The sequence below is a fragment of the Pseudomonas sp. NPDC007930 genome, from assembly GCF_042958985.1.
Taxonomy (GTDB): Bacteria; Pseudomonadota; Gammaproteobacteria; order Pseudomonadales; family Pseudomonadaceae; genus Aquipseudomonas.
The window spans coordinates 487811-506590 of sequence record NZ_JBIBKC010000001.1 but is presented as its reverse complement, the minus strand read 5'-3'; the positions used below and the strand labels follow the sequence as shown (position 1 = coordinate 506590).

General features: G+C 61.2%; 15 protein-coding genes and 1 pseudogene. 11 read left to right on the top strand and 5 right to left on the bottom strand.

Translation table 11 applies throughout. From position 1 onward, the window contains the following. Positions 1-46 precede the first annotated feature (46 nt). Positions 47-613: a pseudouridine synthase gene (locus ACFZCE_RS02355; RefSeq protein WP_390936433.1), complete on the top strand. Its 567-nt coding sequence runs from the start codon at positions 47-49 to the stop codon at positions 611-613. On the opposite strand, the gene ACFZCE_RS02350 is transcribed toward ACFZCE_RS02355, so the two are convergent. Next, the gene (locus tag ACFZCE_RS02350) at positions 610-1086 is read right to left on the bottom strand and encodes a winged helix-turn-helix transcriptional regulator (RefSeq protein WP_390935695.1); all 477 of its coding nucleotides are present in this window, start codon (positions 1084-1086) and stop codon (positions 610-612) included. The genes ACFZCE_RS02355 and ACFZCE_RS02350 overlap by 4 nt on opposite strands. A gap of 461 nt (positions 1087-1547) precedes the next feature. Here ACFZCE_RS02350 and ACFZCE_RS02345 point away from each other — a divergent pair, with 461 nt between their 5' ends. Then, a complete protein-coding gene (locus tag ACFZCE_RS02345) occupies positions 1548-2528 on the top strand; it encodes a DUF6515 family protein (protein WP_390935693.1) in 981 nt (326 codons plus the stop codon). Here the strand turns inward: ACFZCE_RS02345 and ACFZCE_RS02340 are convergent. Together ACFZCE_RS02340 and ACFZCE_RS02335 are read right to left on the bottom strand one after the other, a co-directional pair. Further along, positions 2513-3424: a cation diffusion facilitator family transporter gene (locus ACFZCE_RS02340; RefSeq protein WP_390935691.1), complete on the bottom strand. Its 912-nt coding sequence runs from the start codon at positions 3422-3424 to the stop codon at positions 2513-2515. The two genes, ACFZCE_RS02345 and ACFZCE_RS02340, sit on opposite strands and share 16 nt — an antisense overlap. Beyond that, entirely contained in the window at positions 3424-3843 is a 420-nt protein-coding gene (locus tag ACFZCE_RS02335) for a polyribonucleotide nucleotidyltransferase (RefSeq protein WP_390935689.1), read from the bottom strand. Before ACFZCE_RS02335 ends, ACFZCE_RS02340 begins: the two co-directional genes overlap by 1 nt. A 297-nt stretch (positions 3844-4140) precedes the next feature. On the opposite strand from ACFZCE_RS02335, the gene ACFZCE_RS02330 reads away from it, so the two are divergent. The 8 genes from ACFZCE_RS02330 (at position 4141) to ACFZCE_RS02295 (ending at position 14898) form a co-directional block, all read left to right on the top strand. Next, positions 4141-6885: a type VI secretion system tip protein VgrG gene (locus ACFZCE_RS02330; RefSeq protein ID WP_390935688.1), complete on the top strand. Its 2745-nt coding sequence runs from the start codon at positions 4141-4143 to the stop codon at positions 6883-6885. Beyond that, the gene (locus ACFZCE_RS02325) at positions 6882-8738 is read left to right on the top strand and encodes a phosphatidylserine/phosphatidylglycerophosphate/cardiolipin synthase family protein (protein WP_390935686.1); all 1857 of its coding nucleotides are present in this window, start codon (positions 6882-6884) and stop codon (positions 8736-8738) included. The genes ACFZCE_RS02330 and ACFZCE_RS02325 overlap by 4 nt, the downstream gene beginning before the upstream one ends. 74 nt (positions 8739-8812) lie before the next feature. Beyond that, positions 8813-9997: a DUF6396 domain-containing protein gene (locus ACFZCE_RS02320; protein ID WP_390935684.1), complete on the top strand. Its 1185-nt coding sequence runs from the start codon at positions 8813-8815 to the stop codon at positions 9995-9997. Between the two features lie 20 nt (positions 9998-10017). After that, complete coding sequence (locus ACFZCE_RS02315) at positions 10018-10632, top strand: tetratricopeptide repeat protein (RefSeq protein ID WP_390935682.1); 615 nt, start codon at positions 10018-10020, stop codon at positions 10630-10632. Further along, the gene (locus ACFZCE_RS02310) at positions 10633-11283 is read left to right on the top strand and encodes a DUF6396 domain-containing protein (protein ID WP_390935680.1); all 651 of its coding nucleotides are present in this window, start codon (positions 10633-10635) and stop codon (positions 11281-11283) included. A 20-nt stretch (positions 11284-11303) separates the two neighbouring features. Further along, positions 11304-12569, top strand: a complete 1266-nt coding sequence (locus ACFZCE_RS02305; protein ID WP_390935679.1) for a DUF6396 domain-containing protein — start codon at positions 11304-11306, stop codon at positions 12567-12569. 107 nt (positions 12570-12676) lie between these two features. Continuing rightward, on the top strand, positions 12677-13855 hold the full coding sequence (locus tag ACFZCE_RS02300; RefSeq protein ID WP_390935677.1) for a DUF6396 domain-containing protein: 1179 nt from the start codon (positions 12677-12679) through the stop codon (positions 13853-13855). After that, the gene (locus ACFZCE_RS02295; protein ID WP_390935675.1) at positions 13852-14898 is read left to right on the top strand and encodes a DUF6396 domain-containing protein; all 1047 of its coding nucleotides are present in this window, start codon (positions 13852-13854) and stop codon (positions 14896-14898) included. Before ACFZCE_RS02300 ends, ACFZCE_RS02295 begins: the two co-directional genes overlap by 4 nt. 110 nt (positions 14899-15008) lie before the next feature. Here the strand turns inward: ACFZCE_RS02295 and ACFZCE_RS02290 are convergent, their stop codons facing one another. Then, positions 15009-15764, bottom strand: coding sequence for a TSUP family transporter (locus ACFZCE_RS02290; RefSeq protein ID WP_390935673.1), 756 nt, complete (start codon positions 15762-15764; stop codon positions 15009-15011). A gap of 107 nt (positions 15765-15871) precedes the next feature. Here ACFZCE_RS02290 and hrpB point away from each other — a divergent pair, with 107 nt between their 5' ends. Next, positions 15872-18367: an ATP-dependent helicase HrpB gene (gene hrpB, locus ACFZCE_RS02285; protein WP_390935671.1), complete on the top strand. Its 2496-nt coding sequence runs from the start codon at positions 15872-15874 to the stop codon at positions 18365-18367. Between the two features lie 54 nt (positions 18368-18421). On the opposite strand, the pseudogene ACFZCE_RS02280 reads toward hrpB, so the two are convergent. Beyond that, positions 18422-18780 (bottom strand): annotated as a pseudogene (locus tag ACFZCE_RS02280) (hypothetical protein); the annotation flags it as partial.

The following is an 18780-nucleotide window of genomic DNA, read 5'->3' as shown; positions in this document are numbered from 1 at the left end:
CTCGACCATGCCCGCACCACCCCGCCGCCCCTCCGCGCCCCGCCGCGTGGCCAAAGCCGCACCGGCCAGCCCACGCCTGCTGCTGCTGAACAAACCCTTCGATGTGCTGACCCAGTTCAACGACGAAGCCGGCCGCGCCACCCTCAAGGATTTCGTCGAGGTCGCTGGCGTGTACCCGGCCGGGCGCCTCGACCGCGACAGCGAGGGCCTGCTGCTGTTGACCAACGACGGCCGCCTGCAGGCGCGCATCGCCGACCCCAAGCACAAATTGCCAAAAACCTATTGGGTGCAGGTAGAGGGCGAGCCGACCGAGGCGCAACTCCAGCAACTGCGCAGCGGCGTGCAACTCAACGACGGCCCGACCTTGCCCGCCGAATGCCGCGCGCTGGAGGCGCCCGCGCTGTGGGAGCGCCAGCCGCCGGTGCGCTTTCGCAAAAGCGTGCCCACCGCCTGGCTTGAGTTGGTGATCCGCGAGGGCCGCAACCGCCAGGTGCGGCGCATGACCGCCGCCGTCGGCCTGCCCACCCTGCGCCTGGTGCGGGTGCGCATCGGCCCGTGGGCGCTCGACGGCTTGCAGCCCGGGCAGTGGCGCGAGGTGCCTGCCGCGCTCTAACGCAGGTGGGTGAGTGGCAGCTCCGTGCTGCCCAACACCTGGTTGAGCACAAAGCTTGAACGCACGCTGGTCACCCCCTCGATGCGGGTGAGGTGGCCCAGCAGCAACTGCTGGTAGTGGTCCATGTCTTGCACCACCACCTTCAGTTGGTAGTCCGCCTCCATGCCGGTGACCAGGCTGCATTCCAGCACCTGGGGTAGGCTGCGGATCACCGCTTCGAAGTTCTCGAAGCGTTCGGGGGTGTGGCGGTCCATGCCGATGAACACGTAGGCGGTCAGGCTCAGGCCTAGCTTTTTACGGTCCAGCAGGGCCACCTGGCGGGCAATGTAGCCGTCGTCTTCAAGCTGTTTGACCCGCCGCGAGCAAGGCGAGGGCGACAGGCCGATGCGTTCGGCCAGTTCCTGGTTGGAAATGCGCGCGTCGCGCTGCAATTGCGCGAGAATACTCAGGTCATAGCGGTCCAGCTTGCTCATCACAGCGTTCTCTTTTCCGATGGTTGCCGTGAATTATGGTTGCTGAGTGAAAAATTGCGCAAGTGCTCTGAGATTGAGCAATTTTCGCAATCACCTGCCGCGGCCTCGGGCGTAAGCTTTACCTCAGAATCACTGCCCGGACACACGTCCACGGCGGCGGGCCCAAGCAGGCCCTCCGCGGCCGCCAGCCCCACCGGGCTGGGCCTGGCCCCCGGGCTGCACACCTGCCCAGAAGGCGGGGTGAGGTGAGCCGGCGCCAAAAGCGTTGTGCCTGGACGCAAGAACTGACAAGGGAAAACCGACGGGTTTTCCCTTTTTTTATGGTTTTTTTTGCGCGCCCTGGCGCAGATGAAATCTGTAGCCATCGCGATACGCCACCCGGCCAGGCTGATACAGTAACCGCAGAACCGCCTGTGGTTTTCCCGGTCTTACACAGTGTGCCTTTCCTGATGAGCAAACCCATGAGTACGAGCCTCTGGCGCCTGGCCAGCGCAAGCCTGTTGTGCCTGGCCGTGGCCGGCGTTGCCCAGGCCGAAAGCAATGGCCCCACCCCGCCACCGGGGTTGATCCAGGGTGGCCATGGGGGCGGTGGCGGCCAGCAGAGCGAGCCCAGGCCGAGCGCGCCGCCACAAAACGCCCCGCGCCCGCAGCCGAACTACAACCCCGGCGGCAACAACCCCGGCGCTGGCCGCCCGCAGGGCCAGGGCTGGCAGCAAAACCCCAACGCCGGGCAAGAGGCGCCGCGCGGCAACCCGCTGCAGCCCCACCCCGATAGCGTACGCCAGAGCCAGCCGCCGATCCGCGGCGACTACCGCGACCTGCAACCGCAGAACCGCCGCTACGAAGCCGGCGGCGCCGACCAGCGCCGCGACAACGGCCCGCGTGGTGGCGGCTGGGGCTCCGGCCCGCAGTACCGCCCGGGGCAAATGGTCGACCGCTTCCCCGAGCAAAACTACCGGGTGCCGTACCGCGGCCAGGATTACTTCTATTCCGGTGGCTATTGGTATCGCCCGCAGGCCGGGCGCTACATCGTGGTCAACCCGCCCTATGGCATCCGCACCCGCTACCTGCCGGATTACGCCGAGCGCATGTGGATCGGCGGCACGGTGTTCTTCGTCGCTGCCGGCACCTATTACCAGTGGGCCGACAGCGAGCAGGACTACGTCGTCGTCAACCCGCCGCAAGGCGTGCCGGTCAGCCAGCCGGTGCCGGCGCAACCGGTGCAGCAACAAGCCAATGGCTATGACGTGGCCATCTACCCGGCCAACGGCCAAAGCCCCGCCCAGTTGGAGCGCGACCGCTACGAATGCCAGCAGTGGGCCAGCCAGCAAAGCGGCTTCGACCCCCGCACCGCCACCTACGCGCCGGCCGACGCGGTGGTGTACACCTACCGGCAAAACCTTGCCAACTGCCTGGTGCAGCGCGGCTACGGGGTGAACTGAGGCTGCGCCTTGGCCACCACTTCCTGAGGGTCGGCGTGCACCAGCACCTCGGCCTTCGGGTACTCGCCGATGATCGCGCTTTCCACCTGTTCGCACAGCGCGTGGGCGGCGGTCAGGCTGAGGGCCCCGGGTAGCTCCACATGCACCTGCACGAACCAATGGTTACCGGAGATGCGCGTGCGCAGGTCGTGGGCGCCGAGCACCCCGGGAACATTGCAGGCCAGGGCCAGCATCTGCTCGCTCACATCCTGGGGCAGCTCTTTGTCCATGAGGATCTCGACGCTCTCCTTGGCGATGTGCACCGCGCTCCAGAGGATGTACAGCGCAATCCCCAGGCCGAACAGCGCGTCCAGCTGCGGCCAGCCAAAGCCGGCGAGCAGCAACGCCACCAGGATGCTGCCGTTGAGCATGAGGTCTGAGCGGTAATGCAGCGAGTCGGCGCGCACCGCGGTCGAGCCGGTTTCGCGGATCACCTTGTGCTGCAAGGCCAGCAGCGCCACCGTCAGCACCAGCGACAGCAGCATCACCAGCACGCCCAGCCCCGGGCTGCCGATCGGCTCGGGCGAGTGCAGGCGCTCGGCGGCTTGTACCCCGATCATCAGCGCACTCACGCCAATGAACAGCGCCTGGCCCATGCCGGCCAGGGCCTCGGCCTTGCCGTGGCCATAACGGTGGTCGTCGTCGGCCGGGCGCAGGGCGTAATGAATGGCCAACAGGTTCAGCAGCGAGGCGGCGCCGTCGAGTACCGAGTCGGTCAGCCCGGCCAGCAGGCTGACCGAACCACTGAGGTACCACGCCACCGCCTTGGCCACGATGAGAATACTCGCCACGCACAGCGACGCCCGGGTGGCCAGGCGCAGCAGGCGAGCGTGGCGCTCGCTGGCAGCCTTGGGCATCAGGCTGCCGGCACCAGGCCGTAGCTGGCGAGCTGCTCGGTGCTACCCCGGTGCTCGATCAAGCGCGGGTCATCCAGCGGCAGGTGGCGGCCAAGCTCTTGCTGCAGGATGGCCTGCAGGCGGGTGCGGTCTACCGAGCCGTCGGGTTGCACGGCCGGGCGCAGCTTGGCCGGGTCGACCTGGGCATGGGTGCCGTTGGGCAGGTAGATGGCGCCAGTGGCGATGTCGACGCCGAAGGCGATCACACCGGGGATCACATAGAACAGCAGGCCAACGGCGTCGAGCACGGCGATGACCGGGTCGATCTGGCCTTCTATCTGGCCACGGCGGTCAGGCCAGAACAGGGTGCCGCAGCCGACCAGTTGGGTGAGCAAGGTGGCCACCAGGGCACTGCCGATCACACGGGGGGAAATGCGCATGAAACACTCCTGGAAGAAGAAGGGGAAACGCTACGATACAGGCTAAATGATACCGCTGGATGTTCAGACCGCGAGGGTGGGTTTGGGTTTTGTGCGGCGGTGGGTTTTGCGTGATGTTTCTGGGTGGATTATTCCTACAACAATTTACCCATTTTCACGCGCAGGTTTGCGAATTGTCTGGCTTACAGCGGGGAGGGCACCGGGAAACAATCCCCCGCGACCTTCCGCCGTCCAAGGATGCCCAGCCATGCCGCCACACGCCCCCTCACGGTGGCCCGCCCCACAGGCGCGCCGCCCATGAGCCAAGCCTTCGCCCCTTACACTCGCTATTCCCTCACTATCCAAGGCCTCGACGCCGCCATTGACGTCATCGCCTTCGAAGGTGAAGAGCACCTCAGCCAGCCCTTCAGTTACCAGATCGAATTCGACTCCAGCGCGCTGGACATCCACCCCGACCAGGTCCTGGCCAAGGAGGCCAGCCTGGTGCTGCACGCCGCCCCGGTCAAACCCGCCTGGGCCGGCCAGCAGGTTCAACAACCGGCCCCACTGCGCTCGATCTTCGGCTTCATCACCGGCTTCAAGCACCTCAAGCGCAGCAAAGAACAAACCCACTACCAGGTCACGTTGCAACCGCGCCTGGCGCTGCTCGGCCGCGGCCAGTACTCGCGGATCTTCCAGCACCAGAGCATCCCGGAAATCGTCAAAAGCGTGCTGGTGGAGCACAACCAGTTCCCCACCTACGAATGCCGCTTCGAACTCGCCCGCGAGTACGCCAAGCGCGAACAGGTGATGCAGTACGCCGAAAGCGACCTGGCCTTCATCGACCGCCTGCTGGCCGAGGTGGGCATCTGGTACCGCTTCGCCGAGATCCACAGCGGCGGCATCGGCGTGATGCACTTTCACGACGACCAGTTCACCCCGCCCACCGCCACGGCGTTGCCCTGCGTGGCCGAAGCCGGCCTGGCCAACGACGGCGAAGACGCCGTGTGGGCCCTGCGCGCCGAGCACCAGGTGGTGGAAAAAGCCGTGCGCGTGCGCCACTACAGCTACATGGACCTCAGCCCGCTGTCCAACGGTGGGGTCGACGCCGGCCGCGCCTACGACGAAGACGTGGGCGTGGACCACACCCGCGGCAACGCCACCACCACCCGCGGCCTGGCCTACCACCTCGACGACTGCTTCGTCGACGTCGGCGACACCATCGACCGCGGCCGCCAACTGCCCAGCCCCAGCGCCTACTTCAGCGCGCGGCTGCTGCACGAACGCTACCTCAACGGGCAAACCCGCCTGAGCGGCGAAAGCAGCTGCGCCAGCCTCGCCCCCGGGCAAACCCTGCCCATCAGCAACGGCCCGCCGCAGGCCTTCGCCGAAGGCGTGAGCATCACCCACACCCGCGTGCGCGGCCACCGCCAGCGCAACTACCAGGTGCAGTTCAGCGGCATCCCCTTTATAGAAAGCGTCGCCTACCGCCCGCCACTCAAGCCCAAGCCGGTGATGGCCGGCACCCTGCCGGCGCGGGTGACCGAACGCTTCGACCCCGGCCGCCCCTACGCCGACCTCGACAACGACGGCCGCTACCGCGTGCGCTTCGTGTTCGACCTGCACCCCTGGCCCAAGGGCGAAGAAAGTAAATGGCTACGCCTGGCCCGGCCCTACGCCGGCGCCAAGCACGGCCTGCACCTGCCGCTGATACCCGGCACCGAAGTGGCGATCGCCTTCGAACACGGCGACCCCGACCGCCCCTACATCGCCCACGCGCTGCACGACAAACAGCATGTGGACCCCGTGAACCGCTTCAACGAAACCCGCAACGTGCTGCGCACCCCGGCCAACAACAAGCTGCGCATGGAAGACCGCCGCGGTGAGGAGCACGTGAAGCTGAGCACCGAGTTTGGCGGCAAGAGCCAGTTGAACTTGGGGCATCTGGTGGATGCCGCGAAGCACAAGCGCGGCGAGGGGTTTGAGCTGCGTACCGATGCCTGGGGGGTGTTAAGGGCGGGGAAGGGGGTGTTGGTCAGTGCTGATGAGCAGGTGAAGGCGGGGGGCCAGGCCGCCGACATCAGCGCCGCCATGGGCCGCCTGCGCCAGGCCAGCGACCAGTTGCAGCGGCTCTCCGACGATGCCAGCGCCGCCAAGGCCGAACCCGCCGACCTGCACGCCCAGCTCAGCCTGCTCAACGACCGGCTCGATACGCTGCAAGCCTCCGTCGCCCTGCTCAGCGCGCCCCAGGGCATGGCCCTGAGCAGCGGCGAGCACCTGCAACTGGCCGCCGACGGCAACCTGCTGCAAAGCGCCGGCAATAACGCCAGCCTCAGCGTGGCCAAGCGGCTGTTCATGGGCGTGGGCGAGGGGCTGAGCCTGTTCGTGCGCAAGCTCGGCTTCAAGCTGGTCGCCAACCAGGGCGCGGTCACCGTGCAGGCGCAGAACGACCAGATGGAACTGCTCGCCCGGCACAACCTGGCGCTGGTGAGCACCGAGCGCGAAGTGCACATCAGCGCCAAGCAGAAAATCATCCTCAATGCCGGTGGCACCTACCTGACCCTGGGCCCGGCGGGGATCGAGCTGGGCACCGAGGCGGATGTGAAGGTGAAGGCCAAGCGCTTCGAATACAGCGGCGCGGCGAGCATGGGGCTGCAGCACCCGGAGTATCCGCAGTTGCAGAGCAAGGAGGTGTTGCGGCTGAGCGTGCCGCGCACGCCGAATGCCGCGAGCCAGGGTTGGGCGGGCATGCCCTACCAGCTGTATGCCCACGGCACGTTGCTGCAAGAAGGCGTGCTCGATGCCAGCGGGCAGTTGGCGGTTGAGCACCAGGTCGTGACGGGGCAGTACGTGCTCAAGCTTGCGAACGGTGTGCAGTACCGCCTGCCGGTGCCCGCAGCCTACCGCAATGAAGCGCAGGGGCACCTGGCCAATGCCGGCCTGCATCAACACCCGGTGGCGGCCAACCCGGACATCAACCAACCGGCTTCTCACAGCGACCACCGCGCGCTGTACCAGGCCGCGCTCGATGCGCAACACCCCCACAAGGACGACACCCCATGAGCCAGTGTGAAATCGTAGTACCCGTTGCCCTCAAGGACACCCACACCGCGCACTGCACGGCCCCCTGGTTTGTGCAAAACACCGAGTACCACCCAACCCTGGCGGGTTACATCCCGTTGGTCAACGGGCAAGAAACCTTCCGCGCTGTGCACGAGGCCATCGCGCGTGCGGAAAAAACCGTAGACATCATTTGCTGGGGGTTCCAGCCGTCGATGTACTTCATTCGCGATGGTAAGGCGCCTTCTATTGGTGAGCTGTTGCGGATGAAGGCGGCCAGTGGTGTTGAGGTTCGAATATTGGGGTGGGAGGCGCCCTTGAATTGGGCCGGGTTGGGTGGGGAGGCGAACCTGCCGGGTAAGGGGACTGTGAGCATCAAAAACCGTGAGGGCCAGGTTTCGACTGATCAGCAGTATGAATATGACCGTGAGTGGTTTGCCAAACACACCGGCATCGATACGGGGCCAGGCGTTCTAAAGCAACGGGGCATGTTGGCGAAGATCCCGAAAATAATGTGGCGATCTCCAAACGGCCCTCGATTCATTGGGCGTGGGTTTGGGATTACCGAACGTGCGGAGTTGGTGTATCGCGCCGCCTTCCACGCTCGGGATAAGTTGAGTGCGACCACCTTGGGAAGCATGGCTGCCGCTCCCACCCATCACCAGAAAACGGTATTGGTCGATTACGAATTGCCTGAACGGGCCGTGGGTTTCGTGATGGGCCATAACATGCTTGATGAATACTGGGACTGTGATAAGCATTCAGCTTTGAACCGCTCGGGTTACAGCAAACCAGCACCTAATTGGGGAGCAAGAGGGAAGCTGCCGCGGCAGGACATTTCAAGCCAGGTGAGTGGTCCTGTCCTTGAGCACTTGCACCACAATTTCGCGACGGCCTGGGAGAAAGAAACCCAAGAGGATTTATTAAAAGCCCGAGCCGCGATGGCGATAGGGAAGAGGTTGAAAACCCACACAGGAACCACAGTAGTTGCGCAATTGCTCCGGACTCAACCTCAAGCTGAAAAACGCGACATCGAAAGCCTATACCTGCAAGCCGTAAACAATGCTACCCAGTGCATTTACATTGAAAATCAGTACTTCCGCTGGCCGCCGTTGGCCGAGTTGATAAAAGAAGTCGCCGCCCGGCAGCTCGCGGGTGGGCGCCGGCCAGAAGAACACGGCTCGCTGCACCTGTTCGTCATTACCAACGACGCCGGAGAGGGCATCGGGCCGGGTACTGTGAATACCCAGCGTATGTTGGAGTGCCTCGGGCGCGAGGAGCGGATCCCGGAACTGACCAAACTCAGGCGCATCGACGAGTTGACCAAACGCGCCAGGGAAGAAGGCTTTGAAGCCAGCATGCACCTTGGCCCCTGGCAGGCTCAACTGCTAGCTCGCGAGCGGCAAGCGCGCCTGCAAAGAGACATCGAAGATGTCAAGTCTGGGGAAGTGAAGCGCCCACCGGCGATTCCCGGTTTGAAAGTGCATGTGTGCTCACTGGTGGCTAGCGACTCGCCGGGCGATGACTGGATGCCGGTTTATGTGCACTCGAAGTTGATGATTGTGGACGATGTGTTTACCACCCATGGCTCGGCGAATATCAATAGCCGCAGCATGATGGTCGACAGTGAGATGAATATCGCGCATGACTGGGCGAGTGTGAGTTTGGCGTTGAGGAAGAGGTTGTGGGATTTGCATACGAATGGGGTTGGGGGGCAGGAGGATCCGGCGGAGGCGTTCGAGTCTTGGGAGGAGTTGATGAAGACTAACAAAAAACGTCGAACTGATCGTGATAAGCCTAAAGCTTCGTTAGTTGAGTTCTTTTATGGTGGCGCAGATAGAACGGATTTAGATTGATGTTTAGAATTATTGCTTGGTCGGTGGTGGCGGGTTTCGGGTGGTTAATCACTGATGTATACGGAGTGTCACAGATGGATAAGTTTTCTGAGAGCTTGAAGTTTGAATGCCGTAGTGAGGAATTTCCTATTGCCTCAATAGATAGCGATAAGCTATTTGGATATGCTAGATGGTTGCAAAAGGGAAACCTTCTCGGTGGAGATGAAAAAATCTCAAAAGAGGTCGAAAGGCTCTATCGAATCGCAGCAGAGCATGGGCATAGCAAGGCGAACATAAACCTTCAAAATGGTGCCTTTCGGGGTGACTTTATATTTGAAAGTGACGAGCATGTCCGTTTCAGTGATGTGCTGATTGAACAGGGAGTGGCTACTGGCTATTATTTTGTAGGAAAGCTACTGTACTCTGGTGCTGGTACCTTGCAGCAGGACCCTGAAATGGCTTTACGTTTTTTTCGAAGGGCTGCTGACTTCGGAAGCGCAGAAGCACAGTTTTTGCTCGCAGAGAAGCTTTCGCCAAAAGACGTAGCACCTGCTGTCGCCGAATCTATGTATCTATGCGCTGCCCGACAAGGGCATGCTGGTGCTGGAGTAAGTTTGGGGATTTACTATAGAGAACTAGGTAAATTTCAGAAGGCCCTCGAGGCTTTTCAGTTGGGCGTAGCAGGTGGAAGCAGCACTTCGGCTTCATTTTTAAGTAAAGGCTTCTCAGGTGTGGATGATCAAGACAGTATTTATTATATGGGGCAAGAGAAGGATTTTGAACGATCGAGGCGCTACAAAGAAATTTGGCGTTTGTTGGCAGGGTGGTCTTACGCCAGTCCTGTAGTTCCCGAAATTAACTACGTTTTACCCTTGCCTCCCAGCAAAATTCCTGAATGGGATGGCACGCTAAAGTGGATTGAAATGCGCAAAGCCAATGTCGCTCCCGAGAGACCCAGTGAGGACTTAATCGAGCAGTTGGCCCGTGAAAAAAATCTTGACCCCGCGACCGGCAAACCGATGCCCGGCTCGCCCGCGTTCAGCAACGCAAACTTCCCCGTGCGTATTTGCTGGACAGGTACCGCTTGCCCTACCAGCGGTTACTGGAAAGTGATTTGGCCCATTTCTGGCCAACTGGCGCGTCCGGACGTGATCCAGTACTTCGAAGAGGGGGCAATATTTCCCACCCAGGTGATCAGGACGTACCACCCCCGCTACTGGCCGATGAAAGATAAGTGGACAAGCAAGGTTAGCGGTGTTGAGTGGGGGTTGATGGGGTGAGCACATTGCCACGTGGGAAAATGTTTCAGAGCTTTATTGTCGCATCAATTTTTTGTGTGGTGGCTTCGGCTTTTGCGGAAACGGTCGTCGCGCAAGGCAGTACCGTAATGCCGGAGCACTCTCTTGATTTTACCTGCCAGCACGAAATATTTCATACGATAAGCACCGAAGTGGACTCGATGTTCATGTATGGGCGGTGGTTGCAGCGAAACAACCTGTTGGCGGGAGATGGCTTGGTCAATCGTCAGGTTGAGCGTTTTTATCGTATCGCAGCGGAGCACGGGCATTCGAAGGCCAGTATAAATCTTCAAAATGGTGTGTTTCGGGGAGAGTTCTCGGCTCAGCCGGGAGATTCCCTCCGGTTGAGTGAGAGGCTTATTGAGGCGGAAGTGGCCTCAGGGTATTACTTTGTTGGGGAGATGTTGAGCTCAGGGGCAGGTGGGCTGGATCAAGATTCAGAAATGGCTCTGAGGTACTTTCGTAAAGCTGCTGATCTTGGAAGTGCCGAAGCCCAGTTTTTGATCGCTGAAATACTTTCTCCTCGAGCAATTGCTCCGGCTGTGGCAGCGCAGATGTACCTATGTGCTGCACAGCAAGGGCATGGGAAGTCTGGGGTGACGTTAGGTGTTTTTTAAATGATGGATAGAGAGTATGAAAAAGCGATGCAAGCTTTTCAACTAGGCGTTTCGGCAGGAGACAGTATCGCAGCATCATTTCTGGAGAAAGGATTCCGAGAGCGCCACAAGCCTGGTAGTACATATGATATAGGGCAAGACATAGATATTGAAAGGGCTGCGCGTTACGAGGCCATTGGAGAACGCCTCTATGGATGGTCCTATGCAAACCCAAACGTCCCCGAAATAGACGAAATCGTTCCCCTCCCACCCGCCAAGCTGCCTGAATGGGATGGCACACTTAAATGGGTCAAGGAACGCAAAGCCAACATCGCACCCGAGAAGCCCAGCGAGGATCTAATCGAACGATTGGCCCGTGAAAAAAATCTTGACCCCGCGACCGGTGAACCGATGCCTGGCTCGCCCGCGTTCAGCAACGCAAACTTCCCCGTGCGTATTTGTTGGACAGGTATCGCTTGCCCTACCAGCGGTTACTGGAAAGTGATTTGGCCCATTTCTGGCCAACTGGCGCGTCCGGACGTGATCCAGTACTTCGAAAAGGGGGCAATATTTCCCACCCAGGTGATCAGGACGTACCACCCCCGCTACTGGCCGATGAAAGATAAGTGGATAAGCAAGGTGAGCGGTGTTGAGTGGGGGTTGATGGGGTGAGCACATTGCCACGTGGGAAGATGTTTCAGAGCTTTATTGCCGCATCAATTTTTTGTGTGGTGGCTTCGGCTTTTGCGGAAACGGTCGTCGCGCAAGGCAGTACCGTAATGCCGGAGCACTCTCTTGATTTTACCTGCCAGCACGAAATATTTCATACGATAAGCACCGAAGTGGACTCGATGTTCATGTATGGGCGGTGGTTGCAGCGAAACAACCTGTTGGCAAGAGATGGCTTGGTCAATCGTGAGGTTGAGCGTTTTTATCGTATCGCAGCGGAGCACGGGCATTCGAAGGCCAGTATAAATCTTCAAAATGGTGTGTTTCGGGGAGAGTTCTCGGCTCAGCCGGGAGATTCCCTCCGGTTGAGTGAGAGGCTTATTGAGGCGGAAGTGGCCTCAGGGTATTACTTTGTTGGGGAGATGTTGAGCTCAGGGGCAGGTGGGCTGGATCAAGATTCAGAAATGGCGCTGAAATATTTTCGTAAAGCTGCTGATCTTGGCAGTGCAGATGCCCAGTTTTATCTCGGCAGACTGCTGTCTCCTAAGTTTGCCGAGCCAGCGGTTGCGGAGCAGATGTACAAGTGCTCCGCTCAGCAGGGGCACGGAAAAGCAGGGCTGGCTCTCGGAGTCCGCTTTAAAAATCAGAAAAAATATGATGAGGCTCTGGAAGCCTTCCAGCTTGCGATAGCTGCAGGTGACGAAAGCGCGGCCTCATTTATGGCGAAGGGATTTTCGGGGGTTGAGAAGTCTAATCAACTTCACTATTTGGGGCAGGAGCATGATTCAGAGAGGTCGGAACGCTATAAGCGTATATCTAAGATTCTAGCGGGCTGGTCATATGCAAACCCAAAAGTTCCTGAGATCAACGAGATCGTACCTTTGCCGCCCTCGGCGTTACCGGCCTGGGAAGGTAATTTAAAATGGGTCGATGAGCGTAAAGCCAACCTTCCCCCTATCGAACCCGACGAAGAGCTTATCAAACGGATGGCTGGGGAGAAGAATCTTGATCCGATGACCGGAAAACCGATGCCCGGCTCGCCCGCGTTCAGCAATGCAAACTTCCCCGTGCGTATTTGCTGGACAGGTACCGCTTGCCCTACCAGCGGTTACTGGAAAGTGATTTGGCCCATCTCAGGCCAACTGGCGCGGCCAGACGTGATCCAGTACTTCGAAGAGGGGGCAATATTTCCCACCCAGGTGATCAGGATGTACCACCCCCGCTACTGGCCGATGAAAGATAAGTGGATAAGCAAGGTGAGCGGTGTTGAGTGGGGGTTGATGGGGTGAGCACATTGCCACGCGTGAAGATGTTTCAGAGATGTATTGCTGCGTCACTTTTTTCTGTGGCGGCTTCGGCCTCTGCGGAAGCGGGCATTTCGCAAGGCAGTACCGTAATGCCGGAGCACTCTCTTGATTTTACTTGCCAGCATGAAATGTTTCATACGGTAAGCACCGAAGTGGATTCGATGTTCCTGTACGGGCGGTGGTTGCAGCGAAACAACCTGTTGGCGAGAGATGGCTTGGTCAATCGTCAGGTTGAGCGTTTTTATCGTATCGCAGCGGAGCACGGGCATTCGAAGGCCAGTATAAATCTTCAGAATGGTGTGTTTCGGGGAGAGTTCTCGGCTCAGCCGGGAGATCCCCTCCGGTTGAGTGAGAGGCTTATTGAAGCGGAAGTGGCCTCAGGGTATTACTTTGTTGGGAAGATGTTGAGTTCAGGAGTAGGTGGGCTGGAGCAAGATTCAGAAGTGGCATTGCAATATTTTCGTAAGGCCGCTGACTTGGGAAGTGCAGATGCTCAGTTTTGGATCGCCGAAATACTTTCGCCTCAAAAAAATCACCAGGCTGTGGCAGCACAGATGTATTTGTGCTCTGCCCAACAAGGGCACGGGAAGGCAGGAAGGGTGTTAGGTGTTTTTTTTATGGTTAGAGGCAATTATGGTGAGGCAATAAATGCGCTTCAGTTAGGCGTGTTGGGCGGCGATAGTACTGCAGCATCCTTTTTGAAAAAAGCATTTAAGGAGCGTCATGAACCTGGGAGTATGTATGATTTAGGGCAGGATATAGATATTGAGAGAGCTGCACGTTATGAGGCTATCAGAGAACGCTTGTCTGGATGGTCATATGCAAATCCAAGCGTCCCCGAAATAGACGAAATCGTTCCCCTTCCACCCGCCAAGCTGCCTGAATGGGATGGCACACTTAAATGGGTCAAGGAACGCAAAGCCAACATCGCGCCCGAGAAGCCCAGCGAGGATCTAATCGAACGGTTGGCCCGTGAAAAAAATCTTGACCCCGCGACCGGTGAACCGATGCCCGGCTCGCCCGCCTTCAGCAACACAAACTTCCCCGTGCGCATTTGCTGGACAGGTACCGCTTGCCCTACCAGTGGTTACTGGAAAGTGATTTGGCCCATCTCAGGCCAATTGGCGCGACCAGACGTGATCCAGTACTTCGAAGAGGGGGCAATATTTCCCACCCAGGTGATCAGGACGTACCACCCCCGCTACTGGCCGATGAAAGATAAGTGGATAAGCAAGGTGAGCGGTGTTGAGTGGGGATTGATGGGGTGATCACATTACCACGCGTGAAGATGTTTCAGAGATGTATTGCTGCGTCACTTTTTTGTGTGGCGGCTTTGGCTTCGGCCTCTGCGAAAACGGGCGTTGCGCAAGACAGTACCGTAATGCCGGAGCACTCTCTTGATTTCACCTGCCAGCACGAAATATTTCATACGATGAGCACCGAAGTGGACTCGATGTTCCTGTACGGGCGGTGGTTGCAGCAAAACAACCTGTTGGCGAGAGATGGCTTGGTCAATCGTCAGGTTGAGCGTTTTTATCGTATCGCAGCGGAGCACGGGCATTCGAAGGCCAGTATAAATCTTCAGAATGGTGTGTTTCGGGGAGAGTTCTCGGCTCAGCCGGGAGATTCCCTCCGGTTGAGTGAGAGGCTTATTGAGGCGGAAGTGGCCTCAGGGTATTACTTTTTTGGGAAGATGTTGAGGTCAGGAACAGGTGGGCTGGAGCAAGATTCAGAAATGGCTCTGAGGTACTTTCGTAAAGCTGCTGATCTTGGAAGTGCTGAAGCTCAATTTTTGATTGCTGAAATACTTTCCCCTCGAACAATTGCCCCGGCTGTAGCAGCACAAATGTACCTGTGTTCGGCACAGCAAGGGCATGGAGAGGCTGGGATGACGTTAGGTGTTTTTTACATGGCGGGTGGTGAATATGAAAAAGCGATGCATGCTTTTCAATTGGGGGTTTCGGGAGGTGACAGTATTGCAGCATCATTCCTAGAGGAAGGATTCAGAGAACGACACGAGCCTGATAGTATTAATTATATAGGGCAAGATATAGATATTGAAAGGGCTGCGCGTTACGAGGCCATTGGAGATCGCCTCTATGGATGGTCCTATGCAAACCCAAGCGTCCCCGAAATAGACGAAATCGTTCCCCTCCCACCCGCCAAGCTGCCCGAGTGGGATGGCACCCTCAAATGGGTTAAGGCGCGCAAAGCCAATATCGCCCCCACAAAACCCAGCGAAGACTTGATCCAGCGGCTGGCCCGTGAAAAAGGCCTCGACCCCACAACCGGCAAGCCGATACCCGGCTAGCCGGCCTCCAGCAAGCCGGAACCCCCGATAACGCAGCAGCATGGGCCACCGAGTGGGGTTCGATGAGCGGCCCGCGCTGAGCTTGCCCAGCCTCTGCTTGCGGGGCCCCCTTACCCCACAAAATACCGAACCACCAACATCACCCCCGCCGCCAACACCACCACATTGATCACCTTCAAAAACTGCTCCCGCGACATCTTCAGTGTTAACCGCCGCCCGATCACCACGCCCATGATCATCCCCGGCGCCAAACACACCGCCAGCCACAGCACGCTGGTGTCGAGGTACACCCCGGCCAGCGCGAACAGCACCACCCGGGTCAGGGTGCTGAGCCCGATCAGCGTCACCTGGGTGGTGCGCATGGCGTTCTTGTCGGGCAGCCGGCCGCTCAGGTAGATGGCGTAGATAAACCCGCCACTGCCGAACAGTGCGCTGCACACCCCGCCCACCGAGCCGAACGGGATGGCATGGCGGGGGCTGAAGGTGCGCTGCGGGCGGCGGCCGAGCAGGGCGTACAGGGCGTAGGCCACCACGAACAGCCCGAGCGCGAGCATCAAGGCCTCGGGGTGGATGTTGAGCAGCAAGGTGGCGCCGACCAGGCTGCCAAGCATCATCAGCGGCACCAGGCGCTTGAGCTCCGGCCAGTTGGCGCTGCGCCCGTCGCGGCTGACGTTGATGATCGCGGCGCACAGGTCGATCAGCGCCAGCAGCGGGACGATCTTGGCGACCGGGATGTACCAGGCGAGGAAGGGCCCGGCGATCAGCGCCGAGCCGAAACCCGCCACCCCGAAGATGATGTAGGCACACAGCAGTACCAGCAGGATCACCAGGTAGCTGGGCAGGCCAAGGGCAAGTAGTTCGTTCATGCTGAAGTCCATTTCTTATAGGGGTTATGCGGCCGCTGATCATAGCGGCGCAGCGGCGCGGGCGGTAGGCGGGGGGGGTATACTGCGGGCCCCGTTGCGGAGCCCCCATGAATTCCTTACCCATCGACGCCGTACTGCCGGCCCTGCGCCAGGCCCTGGCCACCCACCACGAAGCCGTGCTGCAGGCCCCGCCGGGCGCCGGCAAGACCACCCGCGTGCCCTTGGCACTGCTGGCCGAGCCGTGGCTGCGCGGGCAGAGCATCATCATGCTCGAGCCACGGCGCTTGGCCGCGCGGGCCGCGGCGGAGCGGCTGGCCAGTGAACTGGGCGAGGCGGTGGGCGGCACCGTGGGGTATCGCATCCGGCTAGACAGCAAGGTCGGCCCGCGCACCCGCATCGAGGTGGTCACCGAGGGCATTCTGGCCCGCCGGCTGCAGCAAGACCCGGCCCTGGAAGGGGTGGGTGTGCTGATTTTCGACGAATTCCACGAGCGCAGCCTAGACGCCGACCTGGCCTTGGCGCTGGCCTTGAACGGCCGCGCGCTGTTGCGTGACGACCCGCCGCTGAAGGTGCTGGTGATGTCTGCCACTCTCGACGGCGAGCGGGTGGCGGCGTTGCTCGGCGGCGCGCCGGTGGTCACCAGCGAGGGCCGCATGCACCCGGTGCAGGTGCACTGGGGGCGGCCGTGGCAGGCTGGCGAGCCGATCGACGGGCGGGTGGCTGACACGGTGTTGCGGGCGCTGGACGAGCAAGGCGGTAGCGTGCTGGTGTTTTTGCCCGGGCAGGCGGAGATCCGCCGGGTGCAGCAGCGCCTCGAGGCGGCTTTGGAGGGCGTGGTGGGCATCCGCCTGTGCGCGCTGCATGGCGAGCTCGACCTGGCCGCCCAACGTGCGGCGATCGACCCAGCGCCGGCCGGCCAGCGCAAGGTGGTGTTGGCCACCAACCTGGCGGAAACCAGCCTGACCATCGAAGGGGTGCGGGTGGTGGTCGACAGTGGCCTGGCGCGGGTGCCGGCGTTTGACCCGGGCAGCGGCATGGCCCGCCTGCACACGCAACGGATTTCCCGCGCCAGCGCCGAGCAGCGCGCCGGCCGCGCCGGGCGGCTGGAACCGGGGGCGTGTTACCGGCTGTGGTCGCAAGACCAACACGAGCAGCTCGCGGCGTTCGCCAGCGCTGAAATGCTCCAGGCCGACCTCGCCGGGTTGGCCCTGCAATTGGCCCGTTGGGGTGTGCAGCCGGGCGAGTTGAGCTGGCTCGACGCGCCGCCGGCGGCGCCCTACGCCCAGGCGCGCGAGCTGCTCGGCCGGCTCGGCGCGCTCGATGCCGATGGCCGCCTGGGCGCCCATGGCCAGGCCATGGCCGAGCTGCCCGCGCACCCGCGCATCGCGCATTTATTGCTGCGCGGCCATGCCTTGGGGCTGGGCCCATTGGCCTGCGATGTGGCGGCGCTGCTCGGCGAACGCGACCTGCTACCCGGCGGCGGCGCCGACCTGCACAGCCGCCTGGCCTTGCTCGGTGCCGGCGCCCGCGGTGGCGGCCAGCGGGTGCGGCAGCTGGCGCGGCAGTTCCGCGGCTACCTGCGCGGCGCGGCGAGCGAGCCGGTGGCCGACCCTGAACACCCGCGCTGGCTGGGTGCCTTGCTGGCGATGGCCTACCCGGACCGGGTTGCCCAGCAGCGTAAACCGGGCGCTGCCGACTATCGGCTGGCCAACGGCCGCGCCGCGCAGTTCGGCGAGGCCGATGCGCTGATGAAACACGCCTGGATCGTGGTCGCGGACCTCGGCAGCCGCCAGGGCCAGCGCGAGGAGCGCATTTACCTGGCCACCGACCTCGACCCCAGCCTGTTCGAGGGGGTGCTGGCCGAGCAGCGGCAGCTGGTCGATGTGCTCGACTGGGACGAGCGCGAAGGTGTACTCAAGGCTGAACGCCAGCACCGTGTGGGTGAGTTGGTGCTGGCCCGCGAGCCCTTGGCCGGGCTCGACGAAAGCCAACGCGCCCGCGCCTTGCTCGGGCTGGTGCGGCGCAAAGGCCTGGCACTGCTGCCGTGGACCCCAGAGCTACGCCAGTGGCAGGCACGCGTGCAGTTGCTGCGCAGCCTGGCTGGCCCCGGCAGCGAATGGCCCGACGTGGCCGATGCGGCGTTGCTCGCTAACCTCGAGCACTGGCTGATGCCCTACCTGGGCAAGGTCACCCGCCTGAGCCACTTTGCCCAGCTCGACCTCAGCTCGATCCTGCGCAACAGCCTGCCCTGGCCGCTGCCGCAACGGCTGGAAGAGCTCGCCCCACAAACCCTGCAGGTGCCCTCGGGCTCGAATATCCGCCTGGACTACAGCGAAGCGCCGCCGGTGCTGGCGGTGCGCCTGCAAGAACTGTTTGGCCTGGCCGATACCCCCCGCATCGCCGGTGGCCGCCAGGTGGTGAAGTTGCACCTGCTCTCGCCCGGGCGCCGGCCGGTGCAGGTGACGCAGGATTTGGCGAGTTTTTGGGCCAACACCTATGTGGAGGTGAAAAAGGATTTGAAAGGCCGCTACCCCAAGCACTACTGGCCAGACAACCCGCTGATCGCCGAACCGACGGCCCGCGCCAAACCGCGCGGCACCTGAAAAAACCAAACCCGGCGCTAGGCCCGGTCTTTGGACTGCAGGTGTAGCGGGTGATCAGGCAACGCTGTTGAGGCTGCGGTCGGCACCGTCTTGGGCAACGCTGTTCAGGCTGCGATCGGCACCGTCTTGGGCAACGCTGTTCAGGCTGCGATCGGCACCGTCTTGGGCGACGCTGTTCAGGCTACGGTCGGCACCGTCTTGGGCAACGCTGTTGAGGCTGCGATCAGCACCGTCTTGAGCCACATTCTGTTGGTTGGCGCGGTCTTCTTTCACACCGTTCTGGTTGTACTCGCTGGCGTCCTGGGCAACCGTTTGCAGGCTACGGTCGGCACCGTCTTGGGCAACGCTGTTGAGGCTGCGATCAGCACCGTCTTGAGCCACATTCTGTTGGTTGGCGCGGTCTTCTTTCACAC

Bases quoted from the DNA above. Each gene is read 5' to 3' on its own strand.
- ACFZCE_RS02350 (WP_390935695.1), bottom strand. From the start codon at position 1,086: ATGAGCAAGCTGGACCGCTATGACCTGAGTATTCTCGCGCAATTGCAG.
- ACFZCE_RS02345 (WP_390935693.1), top strand. From the start codon at position 1,548: ATGAGTACGAGCCTCTGGCGCCTGGCCAGCGCAAGCCTGTTGTGCCTG.
- ACFZCE_RS02340 (WP_390935691.1), bottom strand. From the start codon at position 3,424: ATGCCCAAGGCTGCCAGCGAGCGCCACGCTCGCCTGCTGCGCCTGGCC.
- ACFZCE_RS02335 (WP_390935689.1), bottom strand. From the start codon at position 3,843: ATGCGCATTTCCCCCCGTGTGATCGGCAGTGCCCTGGTGGCCACCTTG.
- ACFZCE_RS02330 (WP_390935688.1), top strand. From the start codon at position 4,141: ATGAGCCAAGCCTTCGCCCCTTACACTCGCTATTCCCTCACTATCCAA.
- ACFZCE_RS02325 (WP_390935686.1), top strand. From the start codon at position 6,882: ATGAGCCAGTGTGAAATCGTAGTACCCGTTGCCCTCAAGGACACCCAC.
- ACFZCE_RS02320 (WP_390935684.1), top strand. From the start codon at position 8,813: ATGGATAAGTTTTCTGAGAGCTTGAAGTTTGAATGCCGTAGTGAGGAA.
- ACFZCE_RS02315 (WP_390935682.1), top strand. From the start codon at position 10,018: ATGTTTCAGAGCTTTATTGTCGCATCAATTTTTTGTGTGGTGGCTTCG.
- ACFZCE_RS02310 (WP_390935680.1), top strand. From the start codon at position 10,633: ATGATGGATAGAGAGTATGAAAAAGCGATGCAAGCTTTTCAACTAGGC.
- ACFZCE_RS02305 (WP_390935679.1), top strand. From the start codon at position 11,304: ATGTTTCAGAGCTTTATTGCCGCATCAATTTTTTGTGTGGTGGCTTCG.
- ACFZCE_RS02300 (WP_390935677.1), top strand. From the start codon at position 12,677: ATGCCGGAGCACTCTCTTGATTTTACTTGCCAGCATGAAATGTTTCAT.
- ACFZCE_RS02290 (WP_390935673.1), bottom strand. From the start codon at position 15,764: ATGAACGAACTACTTGCCCTTGGCCTGCCCAGCTACCTGGTGATCCTG.
- hrpB (WP_390935671.1), top strand. From the start codon at position 15,872: ATGAATTCCTTACCCATCGACGCCGTACTGCCGGCCCTGCGCCAGGCC.